This window comes from Undibacterium sp. GW821-FHT07F11 (genome assembly GCF_059418665.1).
This window is the reverse complement of sequence record NZ_JBWKQH010000001.1, coordinates 324,504-349,317: the sequence shown is the minus strand read 5'-3', so window position 1 is coordinate 349,317 and position 24,814 is coordinate 324,504. Positions and strand designations below refer to the sequence as shown.

Below are 24,814 nucleotides of genomic sequence, written 5' to 3'. Positions count from 1 at the left end.
TCGCTGGGATGACGTTAATACTGTTCGTGCAGTTTTAAACAGCTTGCTGCTTCAATTCGAGCCGTGCCCTTAAAACTGTCATTCCAGCGCAGGCTGGAATCCCGTGGCGTTTGACGCTTACGCGTATCGCTGATTTCAGAGCAAAACCCTTGCCAACCCATAGGTTGCGCCGCGCACACCGTTTTAGCTGGTTTAACGCCGTGGTGTGCATGGCGCACCCTATAAATATTTCTTACCTGTAACTACACACAAAACCATTCCAACTTGCACATCCTACAACATCCTGGCCATCAACCTTTGAGCGTTTGCTCTAATACATGCAATTCATGATTGCATTCGGGGTTCTTGGTGCGGTCTGCAGTGATCTTGCGTACGGCGTGCAAGACCGTGGTGTGGTCGCGGCCGCCGAAGAGTTCGCCGATTTCTGGCAGGCTCTTTTGCGTAAGTTCCTTGGCCAGGTACATCGCAATCTGACGCGGTCTGGCGATATTGGCCGGACGTTTTTTTGAATACATGTCGGCGACTTTGATGTTGAAAAAGTCAGCGACTGTCTTCTGTATGTTCTCTACGGAAATCTGGCGGTTTTGTACCGACAGCAAATCCTTCAGGGCTTCTTTCACCACGTCGATGGTGATTTCTTTACCATGGAAGCGTGAGTAAGCCAAAATCTTGCGCAATGCGCCTTCAAGCTCACGCACGTTGGAGCGCAAATGCTTGGCGACGAAGAAGGCGACGTCATCAGAAATATTGACGCCTTCTGAATGGGCTTTCTTGAGCAAGATCGCTACGCGCATTTCCAGCTCTGGTGGTTCAATCGCCACTGTCAGGCCAGAGTCAAAGCGCGAGATCAGGCGGTCATCCATGCCGGTGATTTCTTTGGGGTAAGTATCACTGGTGATGATGATTTGCTTCTTGGCGGCGATCAGGGCTTCAAAGGCGTAAAAGAATTCTTCCTGCGTACGGCTCTTGCCGCCAAAGAATTGAATATCATCGATCAGCAACAAATCCAGCGAATGATAATAACGCTTGAATTCATCAAAACCCTTGCGCTGGTAAGCGGTCACTACGTCGCGCACATATTGCTCAGCGTGGATGTAGCGTATCTTGGCGTTTGGGTTATCAACCAGGATCTGGTTGCCGATGGCGTGGATCAAATGCGTCTTACCCAGACCAACGCCGCCATATAAGAATAATGGGTTGTACGATACACCAGGATTATTGGCTACCTGGATGGCGGCAGCACGCGCCAGCTGGTTGGCCTTACCGGTGACGAAGCTGTCAAAAGTCAGGTCAGAATTAATACGGCTTTGCTCGCGGCGCGGTGATACTTCTGGCGCAGCGGGTTCAGACATCATTTCTGGCACACTGCCCTGGGCATCAAGGTCGGCATTCAAACCCTGCGGGCGTGGTGAGGCCGCTGCTGCTGGAGCAGTTTTTCTGTTGCCACGCGGGTCAAGCACGAACTGTACTTCGACATCCTCATCCCAGAACTGGTTAGCCAGGTCGGTGATGCGGCTGGCGAACTGGGCCTTAACCCAGTCGAGTTTGAAACGGTTAGGCGCAGCGATACGCAGCTTGCCATTTTCAAAGTCAAGCGGGACTAGCGGTTTGATCCAGGCGCTATATTGCTGTGGTGGAAGCTCTTGCTCAAGTTGGGAAGAACAGGCCTGCCAGAAATTTTCCATGTATGACTTTAATTATTAAATGCAAATGCGCGGTGCCGAATTAAATTCTAACCTGTGCGATCTTGCCGAGACTTTAGCAAGAGTTACCAAGAGACTTGCGCCTCTATCGCTGGGTGAGTTGTCTTAAAGACATAAAACGGTGCCGCGCTAATCCGCTATTTTAACCCCGCTTGACCGAGTTATCCACAGGTTTGGGTTTAAATTTATTCTTTGCATTGCACCAATGGATGTGCCCTGATTGATTAATTTTTGCGCTAAGTGATTGACACGCAAAGCAAAAATGGTGTCTAATTCAGGGTTCCCTACCCCTCTTTTATTGGTGCGGCTTTAATTATCGGTTTTTTGATGGATTGATGCGCAACACCATGAGCAGCGGTTTTGGGGCAGTAAAGGCGAAAGGCCTGACGAAAATGTGCAAGCCGAAGTCGCACCCAAGACAGCCTTTATCCGTAATTCCGATTTTTTTTATTGCTCAATTAGCGAGACCAACATGAAACGTACTTACCAACCTTCCGTCGTTCGCCGCAAGCGCACCCACGGTTTCCGCGCACGCATGGCAACCCGCGGTGGCCGCGCTGTTCTGAACGCACGTCGCGCCAAAGGCCGTAAACGCCTGGCAGCTTGATTATCAGTTCGTTGATCTGCGCAGCCTTGCTGAATTCGCATGATCAATAATATAACTGAGTCAGTTCAGGCAGGTGTCGGCGGCGCAGATTTTGCCCGCGTCAGGCGCATCGTTAAAACGGATGAGTTTTCATCCGTTTTTCGTTTGCGCCCCGTGCAAAAGACAGCGCATTTTGTGCTGTATACCCGAACCAATGATTTGCCGCATGCCAGGCTGGGTGTGGTGGCCGCCAAGCGTTTTGCGCCACGTGCCGTGACGCGCAATACCATCAAGCGCGTCACCCGCGAGATTTTCCGGCATGCTGCATTGCTGAACGTGGATTGCATAGTAAGGCTGTCCCGCCCTGTTAACAGCAAGGCGGGGCCGGCGACGACCGCCCAGCTCAAGCGTGAGCTCAGGGCGGAAATCCTGCGTCTGTTCGCTGCACCGGCTTGCGCATTGGCGGGTACCAAACTGCCGGTAAGTCAACCTTAGGGCATTTGAGATGAAAACCCTGCTGCTCCTGTTGCTCAGATTTTATAAACTGGCAATTAGTCCCATGTTGGGGCAGAACTGTCGTTTTTATCCCAGTTGCTCTGAATATGCGGCAGAGGCCATCAAGATACACGGTGCCGCCAAGGGTAGCTTGCTGGCAGGTAAACGCTTGTGCAAATGTCATCCCTGGCACCCCGGTGGTGTGGATCATGTGCCACCCGCTAGTGAAAAATCGCAAACCGCCCCCACATCTGCCCAGTGCTGCCATGATGGCAAGCACACTGGACATTCTTCTCCCCTTTCCTGACATACACAAATGGATATCAAACGTACCGTCCTGTGGGTAATTTTCTCTTTCTCGCTGATCATGCTCTGGAATGGCTGGGGTGTATATAGCGGCAAGCCGTCTATATTTGCTCCGCCGCCACCCAAAGTGGCCAGTGCATCAGCTTCTGCCAGCGCGACTGCGAATGCCGCCAGCGTAGCGGGTAGCGCCAGTGCTGTTGCAAGCGCCGCAGCAACTGCTGGCACTGATGCAGTTGCAGCCCCTGTCATCAAGAGCGAAACCATTACCATTACTACTGATGTCATCAAGGCGGATATTGATACCATCGGTGGCGAGCTGAAAAAACTGGAATTGCTCAAACATAAAAATGACACTGACCATACAAAAAATGTAGTCTTGTTTGATCAGTCGGCCAAACGTACCTATCTGGCGCAGACAGGTTTGCTGGGCGGTGCCTTCCCTAACCATAAGTCCGGCTTTATTGCCAAACCAGGTGTACGTACCTTGGAAGGCGGCAACCAGGTACAACTGGTGCTGGAAGCGGAACAAGGCGGCGTCAAACTGACCAAGACTTACACCTTCAAAAAAGGTGAGTACCTGATCGATGTGCGTCATGATGTGACCAATACCAGCGCAGCTGCCATCAAGCCTTCCCTGTACCTGCAATTGCTGCATGACGGCACAAAGCCTGAAAGCGGCGGCATGTTCTCGGGCAGCGGTGAATTCTACGCACCAGCTGTGTATACAGAAGCAGAAAAATTCCAGAAACTGGATTTTGAAAAAATCGCCAAGGGTACTGATGGCCATGCCAAAGAATCAGACAATGGCTGGATAGCGATGTTGCAGCATTTCTTTGTGTCTTCTTTCATCCCGCAAGACAAGACCAAGCGTGAAATTTTCACAAAACAGGTTGATACCAATCTGTACGCAGTTGGTAATGTCTTGCCTATGGGTACAGTGGCACCTGGTGCAACAGTGAGCATGAATGCACATCTGTATTCTGGCCCGCAGGAATCTGCCAAGCTGGAAGCAATTGCTCCTGGCTTTGAGCTGGTCAAAGACTATGGCGTATTGACCATCATCGCCAAGCCGCTGTTCTGGGTCATGGAACAAATCCATAAAATGCTGGGTAACTGGGGCTGGACTATCGTGGTCTTCACGATCGCCATCAAACTGGCTTTGTTCCCCTTGTCGGCTGCCGGTTATCGCAGCATGGCAAAAATGAAGGTTGTGACACCGAAGATGCAGGCCGTGCGTGAGCGTTTCAAAAACGATCCGCAAAAAATGAACCAGGCCATGATGGAATTGTACAAAACCGAGAAAATCAATCCTCTCGGTGGCTGCTTCCCTATCCTGATCCAGATGCCTATCTTTTTGGCACTGTACTGGGTCTTGCAAGCCAGCGTGGAAATGCGCGGCGCACCATGGGTGGGCTGGATCACCGATCTGACTTCACCTGACCCCTGGTATATCCTGCCTGTGATTTATGCTATTTCCATGTATATCACGACCAAGCTGAACCCGGCCCCGGCCGATCCAATGCAGGCGAAGATGATGATGTTCATGCCACTGGCATTCTCGGTCATGTTCTTCTTCTTCCCATCCGGCCTGGTATTGTATTGGGTAGTCAACAATATCTTGTCGATTGCGCAGCAATGGGTCATCAATAACAAGCTGATCCCGCCTGAGCATAAGGTTTAAGCATCAGGCTTGAAGGTAGAGCTTAAAAATTGAGCAAATGAGAAAGCCCGCAAGTTTGCTTGCGGGCTTTTTTTACGGGGTAATTTGTTGAGCAAAACCTTGCCGCATTTGCGTCCTAACATGTAGGTTGGGCTACGATTTACCAGCCCAACACTCGGCGTTTAAATAACGTATACCGTCTATTGAGGCCCAGTGTTGGTAGCCTAGCGAGGCCCGGCCCAATCTACGGGAGTAGATATTCTTGGTATCTGCCCTGTCGCATTTCCGTCACAAACCAACAGACTAATTTGCACCCATAGAGTGCAAGCACAGATAGAATTTCAACATGATCTACGAACCCATTCCCATCGCTGCCATTGCCACCGCCCCCGGACGTGGTGGCATAGGTGTAGTACGCATTTCCGGCAAGGACCTTGCGCCTGTCGTCACTGCCCTGTTTGGTAATACCCAATTCAAGCCGCGTCATGCCAGTTACCTGCCATTTACCCAGGCAGATGGGACCGTCATCGACCAGGGTATCGCCATTTATTTCAAGGCTCCCCATTCTTATACCGGTGAAGATGTGCTGGAACTGCAAGGCCATGGTGGCCCTGTGGTCATGCAAATGCTGCTGTCGCGCTGCCTGGAAGCGGGCAAGGATGCGGGCTTGCGGCTGGCTGAACCGGGTGAATTCACCCAGCGTGCTTTTCTGAATGACAAGCTTGATCTGGCACAGGCTGAAGCCGTTTCAGATTTGATCGAAGCCTCGACCGAGGCGGCTGCCAAATCGGCATCACAATCGCTGTCCGGCGCTTTTTCCAAAGTGATTCATGCACTGGTAGAAAAAGTCGTGCACCTGCGCATGCTGGTGGAAGCGACGCTGGATTTCCCTGAAGAAGAAATCGACTTCCTGGAAAAATCGAATGCCCGCGGCCAGTTGGCGACGATACAAACGGCCTTGCAAAAAGTGTTTGAGCAGGCAGCACAGGGGGCCTTGTTGCGAGCTGGTTTGAATGTGGTACTGGCAGGCCAGCCCAATGTCGGCAAATCATCGCTGTTGAATGTACTGGCTGGCGATGACGTGGCTATCGTTACCCCCATCGCCGGTACTACCCGCGACAAGGTGACCGAGACCATTCACATCGAAGGCATACCCCTCAATATCATTGACACTGCTGGCATACGCCATGAACATGATGAAGTCGAAGAAGGTCAGATCGCTAATACCATCGATACAGTAGAGCGCATAGGCATAGAACGCACATGGGCAGAAGTGGATAAAGCCGATGTCATCCTGCACCTGCTCGACGCCAGCCGTGGCCCGACCCGCGCTGACGATGCCATCGTCGCCCGCTTCCCGGAAGGCGTGCCGGTCATACGTATCTGGAACAAGATCGATTTATCCGGCCATCATGCCAGCGTCGATGAAATGTCCGATGCGACGCATATTTATCTGTCCGCACATGAACACATAGGTATAGATCTGCTGCGCAAGGAATTGCTGCGCATTGCCGGTTGGGAGCAAACAGGTGAGTCACTTTACCTGGCACGCGAACGTCATCTCATCGCTCTCAAGCATGCGCATGAACATCTGCAAAATGCTGCTGAATATGCGGCGCAAAATGATCAGTCGCTGGATTTGTTTGCTGAAGAACTGCGCTTGACACAAGACCGTTTGAACAGCATCACTGGTGAATTTACATCCGATGATTTACTGGGTGTGATTTTCTCGCGGTTTTGTATCGGTAAATAAACCCCTGCATAAAATATGGCGCAACTCAAGACTCTGGCAGATACTGTCCCGCGCTTCTGGCGCGATGACAGGCTGCCGTTTATTGAGGTGCGCTATCTGGCAGAGGGCCGTTCAGCCAGTTATGACAAGCATGCACACGAGACTTTCAGCATAGGTGCCATTACTGCGGGTGCGAGCAATTTTGTCGTGGCTGGTACGCAGTATCATGTGCAAGCAGGCAAGCTGGTGATCATCAATCCGGGGCAGGTGCATATCTGTAAGCCTGTCGATGATTTGCCCTGGTCATTTTGCATGTTGTACCTTGATGCCACATGGCTGGCAGCTTTGCAGGCTGAATTGGGACAATTGAAAGAGCCGGAATTTCATGCTTATACCAGTGCAGTGTCTGACAATGTTCTCTTGTATCAAGGCCTGCTCGATTTATATCAAACCCTGATAGATCCTGAAACTGAACTCCTCAACAAACAGGGCTGCTTGATCCAGTATTTTTCTGAATTACACAAGCACCTGCAATCTGCTCCGGCAGAACTGCATCTGGAAAATGCCAGACTCAAACTGGCTGCTGATTTTATCCATGAGCACTGCACACGAGACCTGAGCCTGGATGATATTTCTGCCCATGCAGGTTTGTCCGCTTCCTATTTATTCCGCGCTTTCAGGAAGCAATATGATATGACTCCGCATGCCTATCTCATTAATCGCCGTGTGCAATATGCGCAAGAAAAATTGAGACAAGGTGCCTCAATTGCCGATGCGGCACTGGAAGCAGGCTTTGCTGATCAGGCGCATTTTCAGCGTGTCTTCAAACGCCTGCTGGCGGCAACACCTGGACAATATCAGGCTTGAGAATGCGCGTCAGCTCAGCACCAGATAAACAGCACTGATCAATAACATCACCGCCAGGCTGCGATTAAAGGCACGCATCAACGCAGGCTTTTTGAAGAGCTGGCGCAAGGCTGTTCCTGCGTAAGCCCAGGCGGCTATCGACGCATAGCAGATGAAGAAATAGATGATGGTGAAGTGCCAGACCATGCTGGTGTCACCATTCGCTGCATAAGCGCCCATACCTGCGATGGATGCCAGCCAGGCTTTGGGATTAAGCCATTGCATGAGTGCGCCATACCAGGCAGATGGCCCCTTGCCATTTTCATCGACTTCCAGTTGTCCATTATCGACAGCCAGCTTGTAAGCCAGGAACAGCAAAAAAGCGACTCCCGCCCATTGTATGATTTTTGTCAGTGCTGGCATGATGATCAACAGCTCATGCAGGCCCAGTCCAGTCAGGAATAACAAGACGGTAAACCCTATGGTCGCGCCACTGACATGGGCCAGGCTGGCACGAAAGCCATATTGCGTGCCTGAGCGCAAAGCCACAATATTCACAGGGCCAGGTGAAATGGATGCGGCCAGCGCAAAGGCAGCCATGGAGAGATAGAGGTTGAAGTTGAGAGTGAGCATAAGCGTGGTCCGTATAAGTGAGTCGGCAGACAGACTTATACCGGGCCACGCTTGACCTGTATTGAAGAAAACTACCCTTGCTATTTATGCTGCCATTGCTGCGAGCAAACGCGGTCGTATATCATCGACGAGGCGCTTGCGACTCGAGCGTGCATATTCTGCCGGTGAAAACCACATGACTACTTCAGCAAAGGCATCAACTACCGGCAAGATGTCCCTTGCTTCCGTTGCACTGAAATCAGTTCTGCTGCCATTGGCTGTCAGGTGGCTAAGCTTTTCTTGTAAAACACCTTTGCATGCAATCTCGGTTGCAGAGGCTGGATTGGCGGTACAGATACCAAAGGTGCCGAGCAAAAAATGCTTCCAGTGAAGCCCTGCATTTTCCGTCAGTCCCGCTATGTTTACCGTGCCATCCGCTGCAAAGCAGTCTTGCAGGTGCCATGTACTGGTATTCAATTCTGTCAGCGCAGCGATATAGTTACGCAAAAATTCTTGCTTCATCAGTTCTGGTGCTGTTGTCCATCCGTGTTCGGCCACCAGCTGTCTTGCCCTGTCGCACCAGACCGTATGACAGGCACGAAAATATTCACCAGCAACAGTATCACCAGCATCTGACTCACCAAACACAGCAGAGTTGATGCTGGCTTTTTCTGAGACCACATAAGAAGGGCCAGGCAGTATGTGTGCAGCCAGCAAGTCATTTAATTCTGCTTCAGAAATAGCACAGGCTGCTGCGAATTGTGCTTTGTTCAGGAAATGTGTATTCAGGTAGAGCTGTAGTTCAGACATGTTGATATTCTCTCTTGATTAGGACTTCCGAAAAACCGCCCCAGCTGCGTTGCAGCTCCTCTCCTGGGAGCCGCGTACTAAAGTACTGTCTTCGTCGCTGACGCCTTGCTGGGACGATTTTGCGTAAGCCCTATTGATATAAAAATTGTTTCTGGTTTGGCGGGATACTACGTCATCAATCTGGGGTGCACTTGTGAATTAGCCGTGCACCTGACGGCTATCTGTGGGGGCCTGCTCACGCTCCAACAAACCATAGTCACGTACTACCGATGCGATGCGCAAACGATAGCCTGCAAAGATATGACCGCGTCCTTGCGACTGCGCCGCCCGGTGTTCTTCGGTATTGCGCCAGTTGGCGACTGCGGCTTCATCGCGCCAGAATGACAGCGATAAAATCTTTGCAGGATCGACCAGGCTTTGAAAACGTTCTATGGAAATAAAACCATCCATCTCCCTAAGCAGAGGCGCAAGCCCTGCTGCGATATCCAGGTATTCCTGCTTGTTTTCTGCATGCGGTATGACTTCAAAAATCACGGCTATCATGCGCCCTCCTTGTTTTGTATGTTGTGGGTAAATACCGGGATGCGGCCATTCAACGAAGGTCTGTAAGTCCAGCGTAGAGCAGCAAAATCAAATGCAGGTGCGCTCAGCAAGTGAGACAGGCAAGCGGCTGTGATGCGCTCTGCAATGTCTTGGCCAGGGCAGGTGTGGCGACCATGGCCGAAGGTGAACACTTTTCTGTCTGCTCTCTCCAGTTGCAGAATGTCAGGGGCAGCATTTGCCGCCACATCACGATTGGCAGCGGCGAGCAAGACGACGATGACATCACCTGCTTGCAGGTGTTGACCAGCAATTTCGCAAGTCTGGTTGACGAAGCGTCTGGTGTTTTGTACTGGCGCATCATAGCGGGCGACTTCGGCTACCAGTTCACGCAATTTTTGTGGCAACTCTGCACGACCTTCACGCATGATCTTCAGTGCGTCAGGATGAGTTTGCAGAGCAACGAGACTATTGCCTGCCAGCCCAGCAGTGGCTTCATATGTTTGCGACAGCAAGCCTATCAGGTTGGACAAGATGGCATCAGCATGTTGCCAGCCAAGTTGAGTGGCTTCACTTTGCAAGCCTGCCAAAAATCCATACTGTTTTGCCTGGCTGTCTTGTAGCAACTGGCGGAAGCTGTTTTGCAAAGCCTGTGCTGCCACATGCGCCGCATCAATTTGTTCTGCTGTGCTCAAGGGGGAAAGGCAGCGCACGAAATCTGCCATCCAGTTTGCCAGGGCGGGCAAGGTATCTTCTTCAAATCCCAATACACTGCCCATGACATGAACAGGCAGGTCGAACAGATATTGTGTCAGCCCGTTTCCTGTCCTTACATCATATTTGCGCATGAGTTGAGTGGCATACTGCTGCGTATATACAGCGATGTCAGACAAATCCAGCTTGCGCAGCGAGCTTTGTATAATTTGCCTGGGCAGGGCGTGTTTCTGGCCTTCATTCATGCGTATCAGATGTGAAAAAACTTCCCCCGCTGATCCCCCCGCAATATTACGCGGCACGGGTTCTGTAACCGGCCTGACGGTGCAAGCGGGTGATTCCAGCACTTGTTGCACGACTTCGGCACGGCTGGCTATCCAGCATTTGAGTTCGGTATCAAAAACCAGAGCTGGCCCTTCACGCAGGCTGGCGTAATATGGGTAAGGGTCTGGATGGCAAGGGGCATTCAGGATAGAGATTTTCTGTGTCATGGCAGGCTTGATGCTAAGTTTGGTGGCTAAGTATTGAAATGCAGTATAGGACTTGTCTGCATTGAACAATTCGTCTACCATCAAACTATGAATGCAGAAAATTCCACCAATATAGAATACGCCGATACCCAATTAGCCAAACTGGCAGGTGCCATTGCCGAACCCGCACGCGCCCGCATGCTGTGCAGCCTGATGGATGGACGTGCCCGCACCAGCACCGAGCTGGCTGTCGTGGCCGAGGTCAGCCCCTCCACTGCCAGTGTGCACTTAAGCAAACTGCTGGAACAGCATCTGGTGAATGTGGTGGCGCAGGGCAAGCACCGCTATTACCAGCTCGCCAGCAATGAAGTCGCGATTGCGCTGGAATCCTTGCTGCTGATCGCCGGTTTGCCCAAGTCACGATTCGTACCCAATACCCCAGACCGCCTGCGCAAGGCGCGTACCTGCTATGACCATATGGCGGGTGAAGTGGCAGTGGGAGTGCATGATTATCTGATGCAGCAAGCCTGGATCAGGCCTGTGGAAGGTGAAGAAACCGCCTATGAATTGACAAGCGCAGGCAGCAAGGCACTGGAAGAACTGGGTCTGGATATCGCCACTACCCGCAAGGCCAGGCGGCGTTTTGCCTGTTCATGCCTGGACTGGAGTGAGCGCACACCGCATCTGGGCGGTGCTTTGGGGGCGGCTTTATTGAATTTGCTGCTAAACCGCGCCTGGCTGGAGCGTGATCTTGATAGTCGGGCACTGGCATTGACCAGCAAGGGCAAACGTGAATTTCAAAAAGTGTTTGCCATAAAAACCTGAAACCCGAACCTTAAGATCTGAGACTGAAGACCGTGGATCCGAGCTGCGCTTACTTTACTTATTCTTTCGTGCCCAGCTTGATCTTGGCAAGTCTGTCAATAATCGCTGGCTTTAACTTGCGGAAGTACACCAGATCAATTGCAAACATGGAAACAAGGGCCAGGCCGACAGTCAGCACGCAGCTAATCCATATCGAGTCTGGGGCAGCGATGCGGTTGGACAAATAAATTGCGGCGAATATTGTCAGAGCAGTCATGAATTCACGCCAGAATGGTTTGCGTGTCTTGAATGTTTTCTGCGCGGCCAGTAACACCAGTTCAGGGTAGTGTTTGGGCGCAACATCCTTTAATTCAGGTACTGCCAGCAATAAGGCATCGGTGCTGAAATTTTGCATGATTATTCCTTTATCAGCCTGATTTCAGGCCATATTCAGATTATCTGCCTCAATATGGGCTTAGTCTACGGTCAAAATGTAAAACATTTACCACTGGCATCTTTAAAGCAGCATTTTTCAGACTGGTATTGCCTGCTTATGCTGCTGACCGTTGTTTTGCCATCAAAGCTGTCCGCAAATAACATAAGCAAACTTCAAAATCTTATATAGATGGGAATAATAAGCGGGTTTGCCTATGGTAAGGTATGTGCAAACTGTTTTCACTATATGCATCATGTGTCAATTACTAGGAATGAACTGCAATACCCCGACTGATATCGTTTTCAGTTTTACCGGGTTTGCAACACGCGGCGGTTTGACTGACGAGCACAAGGACGGCTGGGGTATCGCTTTCTTTGAAGGCAGCGGCGTACGCCTGTTTGTTGATCACCAGTCAGCGGTTGACTCGCCAGTGGCTGAGCTCATCAAACGTTATCCCATCAAATCCAAGAATGTCATTGCCCACATACGCAAGGCTACCCAGGGCCAGGTCAGCCTGGAAAACTGTCACCCATTCGTGCGTGAATGCTGGGGCCGTTACTGGGTATTTGCCCATAATGGCGATCTGAAGGAATTTGCCCCTGTGCTGGATGGCAGTTTCCAGCCGGTTGGCAATACCGACAGTGAGCGGGCATTCTGTTACCTGCTGCAACGTATGCGCCGTCACTTTGGCGAGCAATTGCCATCCGTGCAACAACTGGCGCAATTCATGCATGAAATTACGGCAGAAATCGCCAGCTATGGCACTTTCAATATGATGCTCTCGAATGGCGAAGCCTTGTTCACTCACTGTTCGACCAAGCTGTACTACATCGTGCGCCAGCATCCCTTCAGTACCGCCGCCTTGACGGATGAAGACGTGGCTGTGGATTTTTCCCAGGTGACCACGCCTGCCGACAAGGTTGCCATCATTGTCACCGAACCTCTGACCACCAATGAAAGCTGGACACAATGTGCATCTGGTCAAATGCTGGTATTTGTTGATGGGGATGTATTGCCTCTTTCACTGTCTGGGGCCACAGCATGAGCCAGCGTTTGATGGATCAGCTGGACACCAATCTCTTGCGTGTCCTGCATACTCTGCTAACTGAACGCAGCGTCACCCGCACCGCCATGAAGCTGGGGCAATCGCAACCCGCCATCAGCAATATGCTGAAACGCCTGCGCGAAATCACGGGGGATGCCATTCTGGTGCGCGGCAAGAACGGCATGACCGCGACTGAGCGCGGTGAAGAACTATTGTTGTTGGCACGACAGGGTTTGAATGTGCTGGAAAGCATCGCCAGCCCGGCACCTGCTTTCATGCCTGCCTCAACCCAGCGCATTTTCCACCTCGGTGCACCGGATTACCTGAGCGCCCTGCTGATCCCACTCATCATAGAAAAACTGCGCGAACAGGCCCCCAATGCCGGTTTGACCGTGCATGCCCTGAATGCCGGTTTTGATTATGCTGCCGGGCTGGAAAGTGGCGAACTCGATTGCGTCATCGGCAACTGGCCTGACCTGCCACCCCACCTGCATCTGGCGCAATTGTTTGAAGATGAAGTAGTGTGCATGGTGAATCGCAAACACCCGGTCGTCAGCAAGGGTTTGTCGATCAAATACTATCTGGAAATGGCCCACCTGGCCCCCACGCCCTACATGATGGGCCACCGCAGCATCATCGACACCGCACTCGCAGAGCAGGGCCTGAAACGCAAGATACAGATGACCATCCCTTACTTCGGCATGGTCCCTTACGTACTCTCACGCACCGACCTCATCTTCACCACCAGCCGCAGCTTCGCCGTGCAATGCGCCAGGGACTGGCCGATAGAAGTCTTGCCCATGCCGATTACCGTGCCCAAGATGAAGTTTTTCATGCTCTGGCATGAACGTGCGCATGCGGCGGCGGAGGTGCAGTGGTTACGAAGGATAGTGGCGGAGGCTTCGGCTAAGGTGATGGTTTAACGCAAGCACGTAGAAGCTTCATATTTGAAGATACTACCAAAACTTCCACCAAGGTTTCGCATCGGTTCTATCAGCGTATGCCAGTTTGTTAATAACCGGTTTAACGTATTGGGGTTTCTCGACAATTGGCTTGGCATATTGCGGGTATAGCGACGAAATAATAGAAATATCGTTGCTCGCTTGCTGGAAACTCAACCATGCAAGTGGGTCTTTTGTTTTATTTGGACAGTTCTCCCTTCTTCCTGTTGAAGCGCGAACTATGCCTCCATGAACTCTATCCCATGCGAGAGCAGCGTCGTCACATGAAACCCCAAGCTCTTCGATAAGTGCGTCGTGAACAAGCCCATAGTCGGCCCCCTTCATTCCCATTGAAATGACTAGAGTAACGACTTCTTCAAGAGTTTTGTTTTCTGGAAGGACGATGTTCATGTCATCGGTCCATCCTGCTGGTATTGATTCTTTCACTGTTTCCTCTAAAAACTCTGTCTTAACAAGCAACTATAAAAATGCGGCCCACAATTGTGAGCCGCATTCTAAATGAAACACAGTATCTTTGGTCTTGAAGGGAACAGTGCCCTACATCAACCCGGCACTTTCCCCTCAACACCCTCGACATAAAACTTGATGTCATGCAGGAACTTGTCATCCGCCACTGCATCCTTGCCCAATACTTCTTTACCAGTATTGTCCTTGATCGGCCCTTTCCAGATCGGGCCTGTGCCGTCGATGACGCCCTGGCGTTTGTCGGCGATGAGCTTTTTGACTTCGTCTGACAGGCTGCTGTTAAAGGCCTTCAGGTCTATCATGTTTTCTTTCAGGCCCCACCAGGTGGTGTCTGATTTCCATGTTTTGTTGAGTACTTCATCGACGCGCTTGGTGTAGTACACGCCCCAGTCAATCACGGATGCAGCCACATGGGCTTTGGCGCCGAACTTGCTCATGTCACTGTCCCAGCCAAACGCGTAGACGCCTTTTTCTTCGGCGGTTTGTACGACCGCGGCGGAGTCAGTGTTTTGCATGAGTACGTCCACGCCCTGGCCTATCAGGGTGCTGGCGGCTTCGCGTTCCTTGCCTGGGTCAAACCATTTATTGACCCAGACTACCTTGGTGGTGGCCTTGGGGTTCACAGAGCGTGCACCCAGCGTGAAGGAGTTGATATTGCGCAGCACTTCAGGGATAGGGATGGAGCCAACCACGCCGAGTTTGCCAGACTTGCTCAGCTTGCCTGCAGCTACACCGGCGAGGTAAGCGCCTTCATAAGTGCGCACATCATATTGCGCCAGATTGTCGGCAGTTTTGTAGCCTGTTGCGTGTTCAAACTTCACATCAGGAAAATCCTTGGCGACTTTGAGCATGGCTTCCATATAACCAAAGGTGGTGCCAAAGATGACTTTGTTACCCTGATTGGCGAGGTCACGGATCACGCGTTCTGCATCTGCCGCGCTTTCTGGCACGTTCTCGACAAAAGTGGTTTTAACCTTGTCGCCAAACTTGGCTTCCACTGCCTTGCGGCCAGCATCATGGGCATAAGTCCAGCCTGCATCACCTACCGGGCCTACATAGATGAAGCCGACTTTCAAGGGCTCGGCGGCTGCCGCTGGCGTTGCAGCGCTGCTGGCTGGTGCAGGCGTCGCTGCACTGGCGCTGGCGGATTTGCTTTCTTCTTTCTGGCCACAGCCAGCAAGACCGACAATAGCCAGGGACAGCGCGGCTGCCAGGGTTTTTCTGCGAGAGATTTTCATGGATAGCTTCCTTGGTTTGATTTTCAGTTGTAATCAAAAAAACGCACAGCAAATGACATCTATAGATACTTAAGCAGACCCCGGGCGGAAAGGCTTGCCCAGTGAGGCGGGCATGTTCAGGCGTATCCAGTCAGGGTTACGCGAGATCAATACCAGCACGATAATCGTCGCCAGATACGGCAGCATGGATAAAATTTCCGATGGAAGGGCTATGCCTATCGCCTGGAAATGAAACTGCAAAATCGTCACGCTGCCAAACAGTAAAGCACCCAGCAAGACCCGTGCCGGACGCCAGGTGGCAAAAGTCGTCAGCGCCAGTGCGATCCAGCCGCGCCCGGCAACCAGGCCTTCCACCCACATCGGTGTATACACGACTGACAGGTAAGCGCCAGCGATACCGCAGCAGGCACCGCTAAACAACAATGCCAGGAAACGTATCTTGCGCACAGGATAACCCAGGGCATGGGCAGATTCTGGCGATTCACCCACCGATCTCAAAACCAGGCCAGCACGGCTGCGGTACAAGAACCAGATAATGCCGCCGCACAGCAAGAGACCAAAATACACAGCCATATGCTGGTCAAACAGAGCTTTGCCGAGGAAGGGGATGTCCGATAAAAACGGTATGCCATGTGGCCCGGCAGGCAGGGACTGGCCAACGAAAGACTGCCCTATGAAGGCCGACAGGCCAGCACCAAAGATGGACAAGGCGAGACCAGTTGCCACCTGATTGGTCACCAGCACCAGTGCCAGCCAGGCAAACAGGGTCGCCATCAACATGCCGGCAACTGCACCAGCGACAAAACCCAGCCAGGGCATATGGGTCTGGTGGGCCACGGCAAAACCTGTGATGGCAGCCACCAGCATCATGCCTTCGGCACCAAGATTGAGCACGCCTGCACGCTCATTGATCAGCAGGCCGAGCGCCGCTATCAGTAGCGGTGTACCGGAGTTGATGGAGGCGGCGATAAGTGCAGCAAAATTTTCCATGGTCGCTTATTTCTGCCAACGCAGGCGGTAATTGATCAGGGTGTCGCAAGCCAGCAGCAAAAACAACAGCATGCCCTGGAACAGACCGGTGATGGCAGAAGGCAGGCCCAGGCGCGATTGCGCCATTTCTCCGCCGAGATAAAACAGCGACAGCACCAGGCCACCAAAGATGGTGCCTATGGGATTCAAGCGGCCAATGAAGGCCACGATGATGGCGGCAAAACCATAACCCGGCGAGATGGAAGGCAAGACCTGGCCTATCGGCCCGGCCACTTCAAAAGCACCTGCCATGCCAGCGAAACCACCGGATATCAGCAATGAAGTCCACAAGGCACGCCGGCTGGAAAAACCTGCATAGCGCGCCGCCAGCGGTGCCAGACCGCCTACCGTCAAGCGGTAACCAGCAAAGCTGCGATACACAAACACGGCCATCAAGCCACTGGCGACCAGCATGACGATAAAGCCAATATGCAGGCGGCTGCCCGAGAACAGATGCGGCAACAGGTAATCACTGGAAAACACCTTGGACTGCGGAAAATTCATGCCATGCGGGTCTTTCAGCGGGCCATTGACGGCATACATCAGCAGCAATTGCGCGATATAGGTCAGCATTAGTGATACCAGAATCTCATTGGCATTGAAGCGGTCACGCAGCAAGGCAGTGATGGATGCCCACAAGGCGCCACCGATCACGCCCGCGCAAGTTGCCAGCAACAAAACCATGCCACCCGATAAACCTGGCGTGCCGGTATCAAAAAACAATATGGTGCTGCCCGCGGCCAGACCACCGGCAATCAATTGACCTTCAGCACCGATGTTCCAGACATTGGCGCGGTAACAGACCGACAGCCCCAGCGCGCACAAGACCAGTGGCGTGGTCTTCAATAATAATTCGGCGATGGCGGCTTTGTTGCGTATCGGCTCTATCAAAAATACCTGCAAGCCAGTCCAGGGGTTTTTGCCCAGTGCCATGAATAACAGTGCACCGAAAAAGATGGTCAGCAATAAAGCCAGCACAGGAGAAAGATAAGCCATGCTACGCGAGCTGGCGGCACGCAATTCCAGCTTAAGCATGCTCACCCCGCGCGGTTCTTTTTTTGCGGCTGCCACCGGTTTTACCGAGGGACACGGTTTCTGCCGTTGTCCATTCTTCCCACAAACCACTCATCCACAATCCTATCTTTTCCCTGGTCGCGCTGGCTGTTGCTATCGATGGTGACAAACGGCCCTTGGCGATGACATGCATGCGATCACATAATTCAAACAATTCATCGAGTTCTTCCGAGATCACCAGCACCGCGCAACCAGCCTGCTTGAGCTTGCGTATCTCATCATGAATTTGCGCCGCCGCACCCACATCCACGCCCCAGGTTGGCTGGGCGACGATGAACACGTCAGGCTGGCGCGTGATTTCGCGGCCCACAATAAACTTTTGCAGATTGCCGCCCGACAGGCTGCGCGCCAGTGCCGCGGGTCCGCCAGCCTTGACGCGGAAGCGGGCAATGATGTCCGCCGCTGCCTGTATCGTATGGCGAAAATTAATCATGCCCTTGTTGACAAATGGGGCATGCTGATGCGACAACAGCATGTTGCTGGTCAGGCTCATCTCGGGCACTGCGCCACGGCCCAGTCTTTCTTCCGGTACCAGGCTCTGGCCCAGCTTGCGCCTGCTCTCGGGACCACGGTTGCCTACTGGTTTACCTTTGAGTTCTATCATCTGTGGTGCTGCACGTCTGTCTTCACCAGATAATGCAGCCAGCAGTTCTTGCTGACCATTGCCGGATACACCGGCGATGCCTACGATTTCACCGCCGAATAATTCCAGTTGTATGTCTTCGAGCGCCGTAGCAAAGGCATGCGCCTTGGGCAGGCTCAATTGCCTGATCAGCAAACGCGATTCACCCAGGGTGACTGGCTCGGTATGGGCAGATGGTGGCAAGTCCTCACCTATCATCATGCGCGACAGGCTGGCAGCAGTTTCCTGCGCCGGGTCGCAATGCCCGGTGACCTTGCCCGCACGCATGACGGTGGCGCTATGGCAGAGTTCACGGATTTCATCTAGCTTGTGGCTGATATACAAGATGCTGCAGCCCTCGGATGCAATCTTGCGCAAAGTGACAAACAGTTTTTGTACTGCTTGCGGTGTCAGTACCGAGGTTGGCTCATCAAGGATCAGCAATTGCGGTTTGGTCAGCAGGGCGCGCACGATTTCCACGCGCTGTCTCTCACCAACTGACAAGGTATGCACATGGCGGTGTGGTTCCAGTTCCAGGCCATAGTTTTCACCGGTCCTGGCGATCTGTTCGGCCAGCTCCAGCATATTCACATTCTGGTCCAGTCCCAGAGCGATGTTCTCGGCCACGGTCAGAGTATCAAACAGGGAGAAATGCTGGAACACCATGGCAATGCCCAGCTTGCGCGCATCCTGCGGTGTCGCTACTCTGACTTCCTGGCCATTCCAGCGCACCGTGCCTGAATCTGGCTTGACGGCACCAAAGATGATTTTCATCAGCGTCGATTTGCCCGCACCATTCTCACCCAGCACCGCATGGATTTCACCGGGTGCCACCTGTAGCCTGACGCCATCATTGGCAATGACTGCCGGATAGCGTTTACAGATGTCGGTCAGTTCCAGCCTGGGCAATATGGGTGAAGCAGCAGAAGTCACTTTGACCTTTCCATCCGGTGGTTGAAATTTTAGTGAACTGTAACAGTGGAAATCGGAGTGCTTGCCACATGCGCGACGATCATGGCTGTGTTGCAAATGCTCGCGATAGCCCCGCTATCTCTCCGCTTTGCACCTTGCCCTGATTCGCCGGGCACATGTCCTTCGCTCTCGATTTCCACTGTTACAGTCCACTAGACTAGGGAGTAAGCCCCTGGCTGCACATCACGCAGGCGACATGCTGGACATTTGCCTGACATTATAAGTGGCTGCTCAGCGCAAATTCAAAATCTATTTGTCATTTGGTGCAAGATGAAAATTGCCTATGCAATTTAAAATCTACAGAAATCATGTAAATTTTTTCCTGCGCCTGTTTGCGTTGTTTTCCAGCATCAGCAAAAACCTCGCATACAAAATTTTGTGAACGAATTGTTTTCAGGCAAATGTATTGTGCGGCTGAATGTACGATTAACTGACTAAGTATAGAATAGCCCTTAATAATCAGACCTTTACAGCATTTCTTCCTGCATGGACAAACCAGCCACCTTCCGTGACGACGCCCATTTCTGGCGCAGCCCGCTGCTGCCGGATGCTGAGTTGCTGACGGCTGAATATTTCGCGCAAGAGTTTGCCCCGCACTGGCATGAGAGCTTTTCCATCCCCGTCATACAGTCTGGCGCACAAACCTATCGCTATCGCGGCAGCCGCTGCCTGGCCTCAGTTGGTTGCATCGCTGCCATCAATCCCGGCGAAGTGCATACAGGTGAAAGGGCAACCGAGCATGGTTGGGCTTACCGCGCCTTTTATCCGTCGGTAGACTGGATGCAGCAGCTAGCCAGCGACATGGCAGGCAGCGCGGTCGGCGTCCCCTGGTTACCTGATGGAGTAATAGAGGATGCCGAAGTCTCTGCCCAACTTGCCTTTGCACACCGTTTGCTGGAAGCGGGTAGCGATCCGCTCGCAGCCGAAAACGCTCTGACCGCAGGCTTTGCCCTGATGCTGTCGCGCTACGCCCGCACGCGTCCGGCTGTACAAACCGTTCTGCCTGATGCAGCGAGGGTAGAAATCATGAAATCCCGACTTAGCGAAGACCTCAGCGCCGCCATCAGCCTGACCGAGCTGGCGCAAGAGGTAGGTCTGTCCAGTTTCTACGCAGCCCGTCTGTTTTCCCGCACGACTGGCATGCCACCACATGCCTGGCGTAATCAATTGAGGTTGAACCGCGCCCAGAGTTTGTTGCGGCAGAATTTGTCAGTGACTGAGATTGCGACGATGACGGGGTTTGCGGACCAGAGCCATTTCACGCGGCATTTTAAGCGGGCGTTTGGGGTTGCGCCGGGGAGATGGCGGGTTTGATGGCTCTAGACAAATTGGAGATTAATCCTGCTTGTAGCTATAAAAGTATAGGTTGTGTTGACGTTGGGGTTGCTGTTGTTTTTGACGTTCGCAGTTCCCATGTGTCGATGCCTTTGCTGCGAGGCAAAAAATGGATTAAGAAATGACCGTTGTTTGAGCGAAGCGAGTTTCGGGCATTTCCCATTTTTTGCCTCGCAGCAAAGGGAACCCCCTTTAGGGGGCAGCGACGCCTGGGTCGCCTTCTTTTGCTTACTTTTCTTGGCGACAGCAAGAAAAGTGAGTAGCTGCCGGGCTACCCCCGGCCTGCAATCTCAAATGACGCGTGCAAGTATTTGAATTGCAGGAGCGCAAAACTACGGATCTGAAGTCAATGTAGTTCACGATATGCAGCGAACGCCGCTGGATTCCAGCCAAAAGCACGCTGGAATGACGTTTTTAAAATTGCGGCTGGATAATTAAGGATACAGCTTCGTTCAGAGCTAGTTGAATCTTATTTTGGTTATCGCCCCCAAACCGCAAGAACGTACAAGCCCATTCCCGAATTAACAGGCAAGATCCCATTCAATCGCAATGCAATATGGAATCACCCCATGCTCTCAAGCACAAGAATGAAGCACTTCACCGCTGGAGTCCGCGACACCGTCCCCATGCTGGTCGGTGCCGCCCCTTTCGGCATGATCTTTGGCACCCTGGTCGCCACGGCACAAATGCAAGCCTGGCAGGGGCAGTTGATGTCGCTGGCAGTGTTCGCCGGGTCCAGCCAGTTCATTGCTACTGGCCTCATTGCCAGCCACACTGGCATGCTGGTGATCTGGCTGGCGACTTTTATCGTTAATTTGCGTCACATGCTGTATGCGGCCGCCCTCATGCCGCATGTCCGCCATTTGCCAAGGCGCTGGCGCTGGGGGCTGGGGTTTTTGCTGACCGATGAAAGCTTTGCCGTGGTTGACCGCTATTACCGCCAGCATCCAGACAACGCATTGGGGCACTGGTATTTCCTGGGTTCTGGCTTGTCCATGTACGCCAACTGGCAAGTCTGGACGCTGATAGGCCTGATGTTCGGGGCGATATTCCCGCAATTGCAGACCCTGGGCCTGGACTTTGCCATGGTGGCAACTTTCATTGCGATAGTCGTGCCGCAATTGTTCAAGCGCCCGCATTTGCTGGCGGCCATTGTCGCTGGCAGCACTGCCTACGCCTTGCAGCACTTGCCTTACAAGCTGGGTTTGCTGGTGGCGATTGCCTTTGGGGTGGCGACTGGCATGCTGGTGTCGCGCTTTAGTAAACAAGACAATAAAGAAAAACAAATCGTAGTGGAGCAGGCATGAATATCACTTTGACTATCCTGGGCATGGCCATCATCACCTTTCTGGTCAAGGCGCTGATTTTCATTCTCGGTGACCGTGTGGCATTTTCCGGCAACCTGAAAAAGGCGCTGGAGTTTGTGCCAGTGACGGTGCTGACAGCCATCATCGTTCCCATGACCTTGTCACCGCATGGCAAGGAGCTGGAATTGAGCTGGCGCAATCCGCAACTGGTGGCAGCAACTGTAGCAGCCTTGCTGTGTGCGGTGACCAGGCATCAATTGGCGACTATCATCGTTGGGCTGATGGTGTTCTTTAGCTGGCAATATATGTTGAGTTAAGTCCTTGCGCTAATATGTATGCTTTATCGCTTTCAGCATTCAGCAAATGACTTACGACTTCAGCACGGTTAACGCCGCGATGCAAAAATATGTGGACAGGCAAATTCTGTCCGGTGTCTCGACGGCGGTGTTGGTCGGGCGCGAGTTGGTGCATCAGCACTGCACAGGATGGGCAGACCGCGAAAGCCAGACGCCCATGCGGGATGATCATCTGTTCCGGGTGTTTTCCAATACCAAGCTGATTACCTCAATAGCAGTCTTGCTGCTGATGGAAGATGGCAAACTGGAACTCGACCAGCCTGCAGAAGAATTTCTGCCGCAACTGGCGCACCTGCGGGTACTCAAACCTGGAGCGACTGACATCAATGATACCGAGCCAGCGCGCAGCAAGATTACCATCAGACATTTGCTGAACCATACTGCCGGTTTAAGTTATGGCCTGCTCGATCATGGCACGGTCATGTACAAGGCCTACAACGAAAAGCGGGTCATGAATGCCTTTACCAGTCTGGCCGAGATGATGGATGTGCTGGCAGAATTGCCACTGAGTTTTCATCCCGGTGAAGCCTGGGAATATTCGATAGCTACTGATGTATTGGCGCGGTTGGTCGAAGTAGTCAGTGGCATGAGCTTTGACCGTTTCCTGCAATTGCGCATCTTGAACCCCCTGGCCATGCATGACACCAGCTTTGTTGTGCCTGAACACAAACTGGACAGGCTGGCCTCTTACTATGCTGGAACCGATCCGCAAAATATCTTGCAGCGTGGCTTGCGCAAGCTGGACAAATCACCTTATCCCGGGGCTTTCACAACGCCGGTGGCACGACTGTCCGGCGGCGGTGGCCTGGTATCAAGCATGCAGGATATGTTGGCAATGATGCGCAGCTTCATGCCGGATGGCGATACTTTGCTCAGGCCTGAGACTATCAAACTGATGATGCAAAACCATTTGCCTGCAGGTACAGGCATTGCTTTTCCCGGAGTGGGAGATGTACCGGACAAGGGTTTTGGTTTTGGGGGAGCGGTCACTCTGCGGCCTTCATCAATAGATCCACCAGCTGGGACAGGTGAGTTTGAATGGGGCGGCATTGCCGGTACCCATTGGTGGATATCTCCTCGCCATAATGTTGCCGGGGTATTGATGACGCAAAGATTAATGAGTTTCTGGCATCCGTTCTCTTTTGATTTTAAGAGGCTGGCATATGAGGCATTAGGATTAAAATAAATAGAGAGGGAAAAATGGATTTTCACGCGATACCCAAGCTGCGCCTGATAAGTGCGGTGGCAATCAGCAGCCTGCTGGTCGCATGCAGCAGCGTTACCATACAAAGTGAACAAGCCAGTAAGTTGCAAACTGCCTGGGTTGTTATTGGTGAAAACGGGCAAGCCATCGCCAGAGCCATTACGACAGATACTACATGTCCGGCCCTGATGCAGGATGGCAATGCTGCAAGCATGAGTCTCAGGGCAGGGACAGACACTCTGCCTTTGCGCAAGACGGCCAGCAAACCGGAAGACAGCAAGCCATCTTCCTTCCCTGTGCTGGTCTGCGAAGCGCCCTTGCTGACAAGCACCAAAACAGCAAGCGTTGCAGGCCGTGATTTGCCCCTCCCCAAGCCAGTGGCGCAGAAAATCATCGTCATTGGCGATACAGGTTGCCGTTTGAAAGTGGCTGACAATTACTTCCAGTCTTGTAATGACAGTGAGAAATGGGCTTTCCGTGAAATGGTGGAAACGGCGGCGCGCTTCAAGCCTGATCTGGTCGTACATGTTGGTGATTATCACTACCGCGAAAATGCCTGCCCCGAAGGTAACAAGGAATGCGCAGGCAGCCCCTGGGGTTATGGCTGGGATACCTGGCAGGCAGATTTCTTTTCCCCTGCCACTGCATTGTTAAAAGCGGCACCCTGGGTAGTCGTGCGCGGCAACCATGAAACCTGTGTGCGCGCAGGCCAGGGCTGGTGGCGTCTCATGGACCCGCGTCCTTTGCAGGCAGGCCGTGATTGTGTACTCGATAAAGATGATTTGCGTGGCGATTACAGCGACCCTTATGCCGTACCTTTGGGACGCGTGGGCAGCGAACAGGCGCAACTCATCGTCTTTGACTCTGCCAAAGTACCTATCAAGCCACTGGCAAAAACCGATGCTGCCTACCAGTTTTATATGGATCAGTTCAAGGCCGTCAACACGCTGGCAGAAAGTGCAGATTTCAATATCTTTATTGATCACCATCCTGTATTGGCGTTTGCTGCGGAACGTAAAAAAGACGGGCCACTGAATATCTTCCCTGGTAATCTCGCCATGCAAGACATCATGCAGACTCTGAATACCACACGACTGTTTCCATCCAAGGTGCAGGCGACGCTGGCTGGCCATGTACATTTGTTTGAGGCTTTGACTTTCAGTACAGATCATCCCGTGCAATTTGTAGCGGGTAATGGTGGTTCTTCTTTGGACACCCCCTTGCCCACACCGCTGGCGGCGAACTCCACGCCATACACAGAAGCCAGACTCGACTACTTCAGCAATTCAAATGAAGTCGGCTTCATGGTCATGGAGCGTGAACAGCATAGCTGGAAAGTGCAGGCCTGGAACAAACGCGGTAAATTGATGACCGAATGCCGTATGCAAGGCAAAAAGACTGAATGCAAGAACATGTAAGTCTGTTTTACTCCTTTAAAGAATGCAGAAATAAAAAAACCTGAGTGATTTTTGCTCAGGTTTTTTTACGCCT

General features: G+C 52.4%; 25 protein-coding genes. 14 read left to right on the top strand and 11 right to left on the bottom strand.

The features are described 5' to 3' along the window. Window positions 1-290: 290 nt before the first annotated feature. A complete protein-coding gene (gene dnaA / locus AC07OI_RS01520; protein ID WP_495256060.1) occupies window positions 291-1,685 on the bottom strand; it encodes a chromosomal replication initiator protein DnaA in 1,395 nt (464 codons plus the stop codon). A gap of 490 nt (window positions 1,686-2,175) precedes the next feature. Here dnaA and rpmH point away from each other — a divergent pair, with 490 nt between their 5' ends. From rpmH to AC07OI_RS01490, 6 genes are all read left to right on the top strand, one after another. Beyond that, window positions 2,176-2,310 (top strand): 50S ribosomal protein L34, encoded by a 135-nt coding sequence (rpmH, locus tag AC07OI_RS01515; RefSeq protein ID WP_061535510.1) that lies wholly within the window; start codon window positions 2,176-2,178, stop codon window positions 2,308-2,310. Between the two features lie 39 nt (window positions 2,311-2,349). Continuing rightward, the gene (gene rnpA / locus AC07OI_RS01510; RefSeq protein ID WP_492703903.1) at window positions 2,350-2,784 is read left to right on the top strand and encodes a ribonuclease P protein component; all 435 of its coding nucleotides are present in this window, start codon (window positions 2,350-2,352) and stop codon (window positions 2,782-2,784) included. 10 nt (window positions 2,785-2,794) lie between these two features. After that, entirely contained in the window at window positions 2,795-3,091 is a 297-nt protein-coding gene (yidD, locus tag AC07OI_RS01505) for a membrane protein insertion efficiency factor YidD (RefSeq protein ID WP_492703902.1), read from the top strand. A gap of 9 nt (window positions 3,092-3,100) precedes the next feature. After that, window positions 3,101-4,771, top strand: coding sequence for a membrane protein insertase YidC (gene yidC, locus AC07OI_RS01500; RefSeq protein ID WP_495256059.1), 1,671 nt, complete (start codon window positions 3,101-3,103; stop codon window positions 4,769-4,771). Between the two features lie 325 nt (window positions 4,772-5,096). Further along, a complete protein-coding gene (gene mnmE, locus AC07OI_RS01495; RefSeq protein WP_495256058.1) occupies window positions 5,097-6,503 on the top strand; it encodes a tRNA uridine-5-carboxymethylaminomethyl(34) synthesis GTPase MnmE in 1,407 nt (468 codons plus the stop codon). 15 nt (window positions 6,504-6,518) lie between these two features. Beyond that, the gene (locus AC07OI_RS01490) at window positions 6,519-7,349 is read left to right on the top strand and encodes an AraC family transcriptional regulator (protein WP_492703899.1); all 831 of its coding nucleotides are present in this window, start codon (window positions 6,519-6,521) and stop codon (window positions 7,347-7,349) included. A 9-nt stretch (window positions 7,350-7,358) separates the two neighbouring features. Here AC07OI_RS01490 and AC07OI_RS01485 read toward each other — a convergent pair whose 3' ends face one another. From AC07OI_RS01485 to AC07OI_RS01470, 4 genes are all read right to left on the bottom strand, one after another. Further along, the gene (locus tag AC07OI_RS01485) at window positions 7,359-7,961 is read right to left on the bottom strand and encodes a LysE family translocator (RefSeq protein ID WP_495256057.1); all 603 of its coding nucleotides are present in this window, start codon (window positions 7,959-7,961) and stop codon (window positions 7,359-7,361) included. An 84-nt stretch (window positions 7,962-8,045) separates the two neighbouring features. Next, complete coding sequence (locus tag AC07OI_RS01480) at window positions 8,046-8,750, bottom strand: DUF6058 family natural product biosynthesis protein (protein ID WP_495256056.1); 705 nt, start codon at window positions 8,748-8,750, stop codon at window positions 8,046-8,048. A gap of 198 nt (window positions 8,751-8,948) precedes the next feature. After that, window positions 8,949-9,293, bottom strand: coding sequence for an antibiotic biosynthesis monooxygenase family protein (locus AC07OI_RS01475; RefSeq protein WP_495256055.1), 345 nt, complete (start codon window positions 9,291-9,293; stop codon window positions 8,949-8,951). Continuing rightward, window positions 9,290-10,495, bottom strand: coding sequence for a cytochrome P450 (locus AC07OI_RS01470; protein ID WP_495256054.1), 1,206 nt, complete (start codon window positions 10,493-10,495; stop codon window positions 9,290-9,292). Before AC07OI_RS01470 ends, AC07OI_RS01475 begins: the two co-directional genes overlap by 4 nt. Window positions 10,496-10,582: 87 nt before the next feature. Between AC07OI_RS01470 and AC07OI_RS01465 the strand changes: the two genes are divergently transcribed. Beyond that, window positions 10,583-11,299 (top strand): ArsR/SmtB family transcription factor, encoded by a 717-nt coding sequence (locus tag AC07OI_RS01465; protein ID WP_495256053.1) that lies wholly within the window; start codon window positions 10,583-10,585, stop codon window positions 11,297-11,299. A 58-nt stretch (window positions 11,300-11,357) separates the two neighbouring features. Here the strand turns inward: AC07OI_RS01465 and AC07OI_RS01460 are convergent, their stop codons facing one another. Continuing rightward, the gene (locus tag AC07OI_RS01460; RefSeq protein ID WP_492703893.1) at window positions 11,358-11,693 is read right to left on the bottom strand and encodes a hypothetical protein; all 336 of its coding nucleotides are present in this window, start codon (window positions 11,691-11,693) and stop codon (window positions 11,358-11,360) included. Window positions 11,694-11,967: 274 nt separating this feature from the next. On the opposite strand from AC07OI_RS01460, the gene AC07OI_RS01455 reads away from it, so the two are divergent. Further along, entirely contained in the window at window positions 11,968-12,759 is a 792-nt protein-coding gene (locus tag AC07OI_RS01455) for a class II glutamine amidotransferase (RefSeq protein ID WP_495256052.1), read from the top strand. Beyond that, entirely contained in the window at window positions 12,756-13,682 is a 927-nt protein-coding gene (locus AC07OI_RS01450; RefSeq protein ID WP_211324215.1) for a LysR family transcriptional regulator, read from the top strand. Before AC07OI_RS01455 ends, AC07OI_RS01450 begins: the two co-directional genes overlap by 4 nt. Window positions 13,683-13,715: 33 nt before the next feature. Here AC07OI_RS01450 and AC07OI_RS01445 read toward each other — a convergent pair whose 3' ends face one another. The 5 genes from AC07OI_RS01445 to AC07OI_RS01425 form a co-directional block, all read right to left on the bottom strand. Then, complete coding sequence (locus tag AC07OI_RS01445) at window positions 13,716-14,111, bottom strand: hypothetical protein (RefSeq protein ID WP_495256051.1); 396 nt, start codon at window positions 14,109-14,111, stop codon at window positions 13,716-13,718. Between the two features lie 152 nt (window positions 14,112-14,263). After that, complete coding sequence (locus AC07OI_RS01440; RefSeq protein WP_495256050.1) at window positions 14,264-15,424, bottom strand: BMP family ABC transporter substrate-binding protein; 1,161 nt, start codon at window positions 15,422-15,424, stop codon at window positions 14,264-14,266. 69 nt (window positions 15,425-15,493) lie between these two features. Further along, on the bottom strand, window positions 15,494-16,414 hold the full coding sequence (locus AC07OI_RS01435; RefSeq protein ID WP_495256049.1) for an ABC transporter permease: 921 nt from the start codon (window positions 16,412-16,414) through the stop codon (window positions 15,494-15,496). Window positions 16,415-16,420: 6 nt separating this feature from the next. Then, window positions 16,421-17,488 carry an ABC transporter permease gene (locus tag AC07OI_RS01430; protein ID WP_495256048.1) on the bottom strand — a complete coding sequence of 356 codons (1,068 nt, stop codon included), beginning with the start codon at window positions 17,486-17,488 and terminating at the stop codon, window positions 16,421-16,423. Continuing rightward, window positions 17,481-19,082: an ABC transporter ATP-binding protein gene (locus AC07OI_RS01425; protein ID WP_495256047.1), complete on the bottom strand. Its 1,602-nt coding sequence runs from the start codon at window positions 19,080-19,082 to the stop codon at window positions 17,481-17,483. The genes AC07OI_RS01430 and AC07OI_RS01425 overlap by 8 nt, the downstream gene beginning before the upstream one ends. A 525-nt stretch (window positions 19,083-19,607) precedes the next feature. Here AC07OI_RS01425 and AC07OI_RS01420 point away from each other — a divergent pair. From AC07OI_RS01420 to AC07OI_RS01400, 5 genes are all read left to right on the top strand, one after another. Then, complete coding sequence (locus tag AC07OI_RS01420) at window positions 19,608-20,435, top strand: AraC family transcriptional regulator (protein ID WP_495256046.1); 828 nt, start codon at window positions 19,608-19,610, stop codon at window positions 20,433-20,435. A gap of 590 nt (window positions 20,436-21,025) precedes the next feature. Further along, a complete protein-coding gene (locus AC07OI_RS01415; RefSeq protein ID WP_495256045.1) occupies window positions 21,026-21,763 on the top strand; it encodes an AzlC family ABC transporter permease in 738 nt (245 codons plus the stop codon). Beyond that, entirely contained in the window at window positions 21,760-22,080 is a 321-nt protein-coding gene (locus tag AC07OI_RS01410; protein ID WP_495256044.1) for an AzlD domain-containing protein, read from the top strand. The genes AC07OI_RS01415 and AC07OI_RS01410 overlap by 4 nt, the downstream gene beginning before the upstream one ends. Window positions 22,081-22,126: 46 nt before the next feature. Then, window positions 22,127-23,305 carry a serine hydrolase domain-containing protein gene (locus AC07OI_RS01405; protein ID WP_495256043.1) on the top strand — a complete coding sequence of 393 codons (1,179 nt, stop codon included), beginning with the start codon at window positions 22,127-22,129 and terminating at the stop codon, window positions 23,303-23,305. A gap of 14 nt (window positions 23,306-23,319) precedes the next feature. Continuing rightward, window positions 23,320-24,741, top strand: coding sequence for a metallophosphoesterase family protein (locus AC07OI_RS01400; protein ID WP_492703881.1), 1,422 nt, complete (start codon window positions 23,320-23,322; stop codon window positions 24,739-24,741). Window positions 24,742-24,814 lie beyond the last annotated feature (73 nt).

Excerpts from the sequence above, each read along its gene's own strand:
- dnaA (WP_495256060.1), bottom strand. The coding sequence starts at position 1,685 with ATGGAAAATTTCTGGCAGGCCTGTTCTTCCCAACTTGAGCAAGAGCTT.
- rpmH (WP_061535510.1), top strand. The coding sequence starts at position 2,176 with ATGAAACGTACTTACCAACCTTCCGTCGTTCGCCGCAAGCGCACCCAC.
- rnpA (WP_492703903.1), top strand. The coding sequence starts at position 2,350 with ATGATCAATAATATAACTGAGTCAGTTCAGGCAGGTGTCGGCGGCGCA.
- yidD (WP_492703902.1), top strand. The coding sequence starts at position 2,795 with ATGAAAACCCTGCTGCTCCTGTTGCTCAGATTTTATAAACTGGCAATT.
- yidC (WP_495256059.1), top strand. The coding sequence starts at position 3,101 with ATGGATATCAAACGTACCGTCCTGTGGGTAATTTTCTCTTTCTCGCTG.
- mnmE (WP_495256058.1), top strand. The coding sequence starts at position 5,097 with ATGATCTACGAACCCATTCCCATCGCTGCCATTGCCACCGCCCCCGGA.
- AC07OI_RS01490 (WP_492703899.1), top strand. The coding sequence starts at position 6,519 with ATGGCGCAACTCAAGACTCTGGCAGATACTGTCCCGCGCTTCTGGCGC.
- AC07OI_RS01485 (WP_495256057.1), bottom strand. The coding sequence starts at position 7,961 with ATGCTCACTCTCAACTTCAACCTCTATCTCTCCATGGCTGCCTTTGCG.
- AC07OI_RS01480 (WP_495256056.1), bottom strand. The coding sequence starts at position 8,750 with ATGTCTGAACTACAGCTCTACCTGAATACACATTTCCTGAACAAAGCA.
- AC07OI_RS01475 (WP_495256055.1), bottom strand. The coding sequence starts at position 9,293 with ATGATAGCCGTGATTTTTGAAGTCATACCGCATGCAGAAAACAAGCAG.
- AC07OI_RS01470 (WP_495256054.1), bottom strand. The coding sequence starts at position 10,495 with ATGACACAGAAAATCTCTATCCTGAATGCCCCTTGCCATCCAGACCCT.
- AC07OI_RS01465 (WP_495256053.1), top strand. The coding sequence starts at position 10,583 with ATGAATGCAGAAAATTCCACCAATATAGAATACGCCGATACCCAATTA.
- AC07OI_RS01460 (WP_492703893.1), bottom strand. The coding sequence starts at position 11,693 with ATGCAAAATTTCAGCACCGATGCCTTATTGCTGGCAGTACCTGAATTA.
- AC07OI_RS01455 (WP_495256052.1), top strand. The coding sequence starts at position 11,968 with ATGTGTCAATTACTAGGAATGAACTGCAATACCCCGACTGATATCGTT.
- AC07OI_RS01450 (WP_211324215.1), top strand. The coding sequence starts at position 12,756 with ATGAGCCAGCGTTTGATGGATCAGCTGGACACCAATCTCTTGCGTGTC.
- AC07OI_RS01445 (WP_495256051.1), bottom strand. The coding sequence starts at position 14,111 with ATGAACATCGTCCTTCCAGAAAACAAAACTCTTGAAGAAGTCGTTACT.
- AC07OI_RS01440 (WP_495256050.1), bottom strand. The coding sequence starts at position 15,424 with ATGAAAATCTCTCGCAGAAAAACCCTGGCAGCCGCGCTGTCCCTGGCT.
- AC07OI_RS01435 (WP_495256049.1), bottom strand. The coding sequence starts at position 16,414 with ATGGAAAATTTTGCTGCACTTATCGCCGCCTCCATCAACTCCGGTACA.
- AC07OI_RS01430 (WP_495256048.1), bottom strand. The coding sequence starts at position 17,488 with ATGCTTAAGCTGGAATTGCGTGCCGCCAGCTCGCGTAGCATGGCTTAT.
- AC07OI_RS01420 (WP_495256046.1), top strand. The coding sequence starts at position 19,608 with ATGGACAAACCAGCCACCTTCCGTGACGACGCCCATTTCTGGCGCAGC.
- AC07OI_RS01415 (WP_495256045.1), top strand. The coding sequence starts at position 21,026 with ATGCTCTCAAGCACAAGAATGAAGCACTTCACCGCTGGAGTCCGCGAC.
- AC07OI_RS01410 (WP_495256044.1), top strand. The coding sequence starts at position 21,760 with ATGAATATCACTTTGACTATCCTGGGCATGGCCATCATCACCTTTCTG.
- AC07OI_RS01405 (WP_495256043.1), top strand. The coding sequence starts at position 22,127 with ATGACTTACGACTTCAGCACGGTTAACGCCGCGATGCAAAAATATGTG.
- AC07OI_RS01400 (WP_492703881.1), top strand. The coding sequence starts at position 23,320 with ATGGATTTTCACGCGATACCCAAGCTGCGCCTGATAAGTGCGGTGGCA.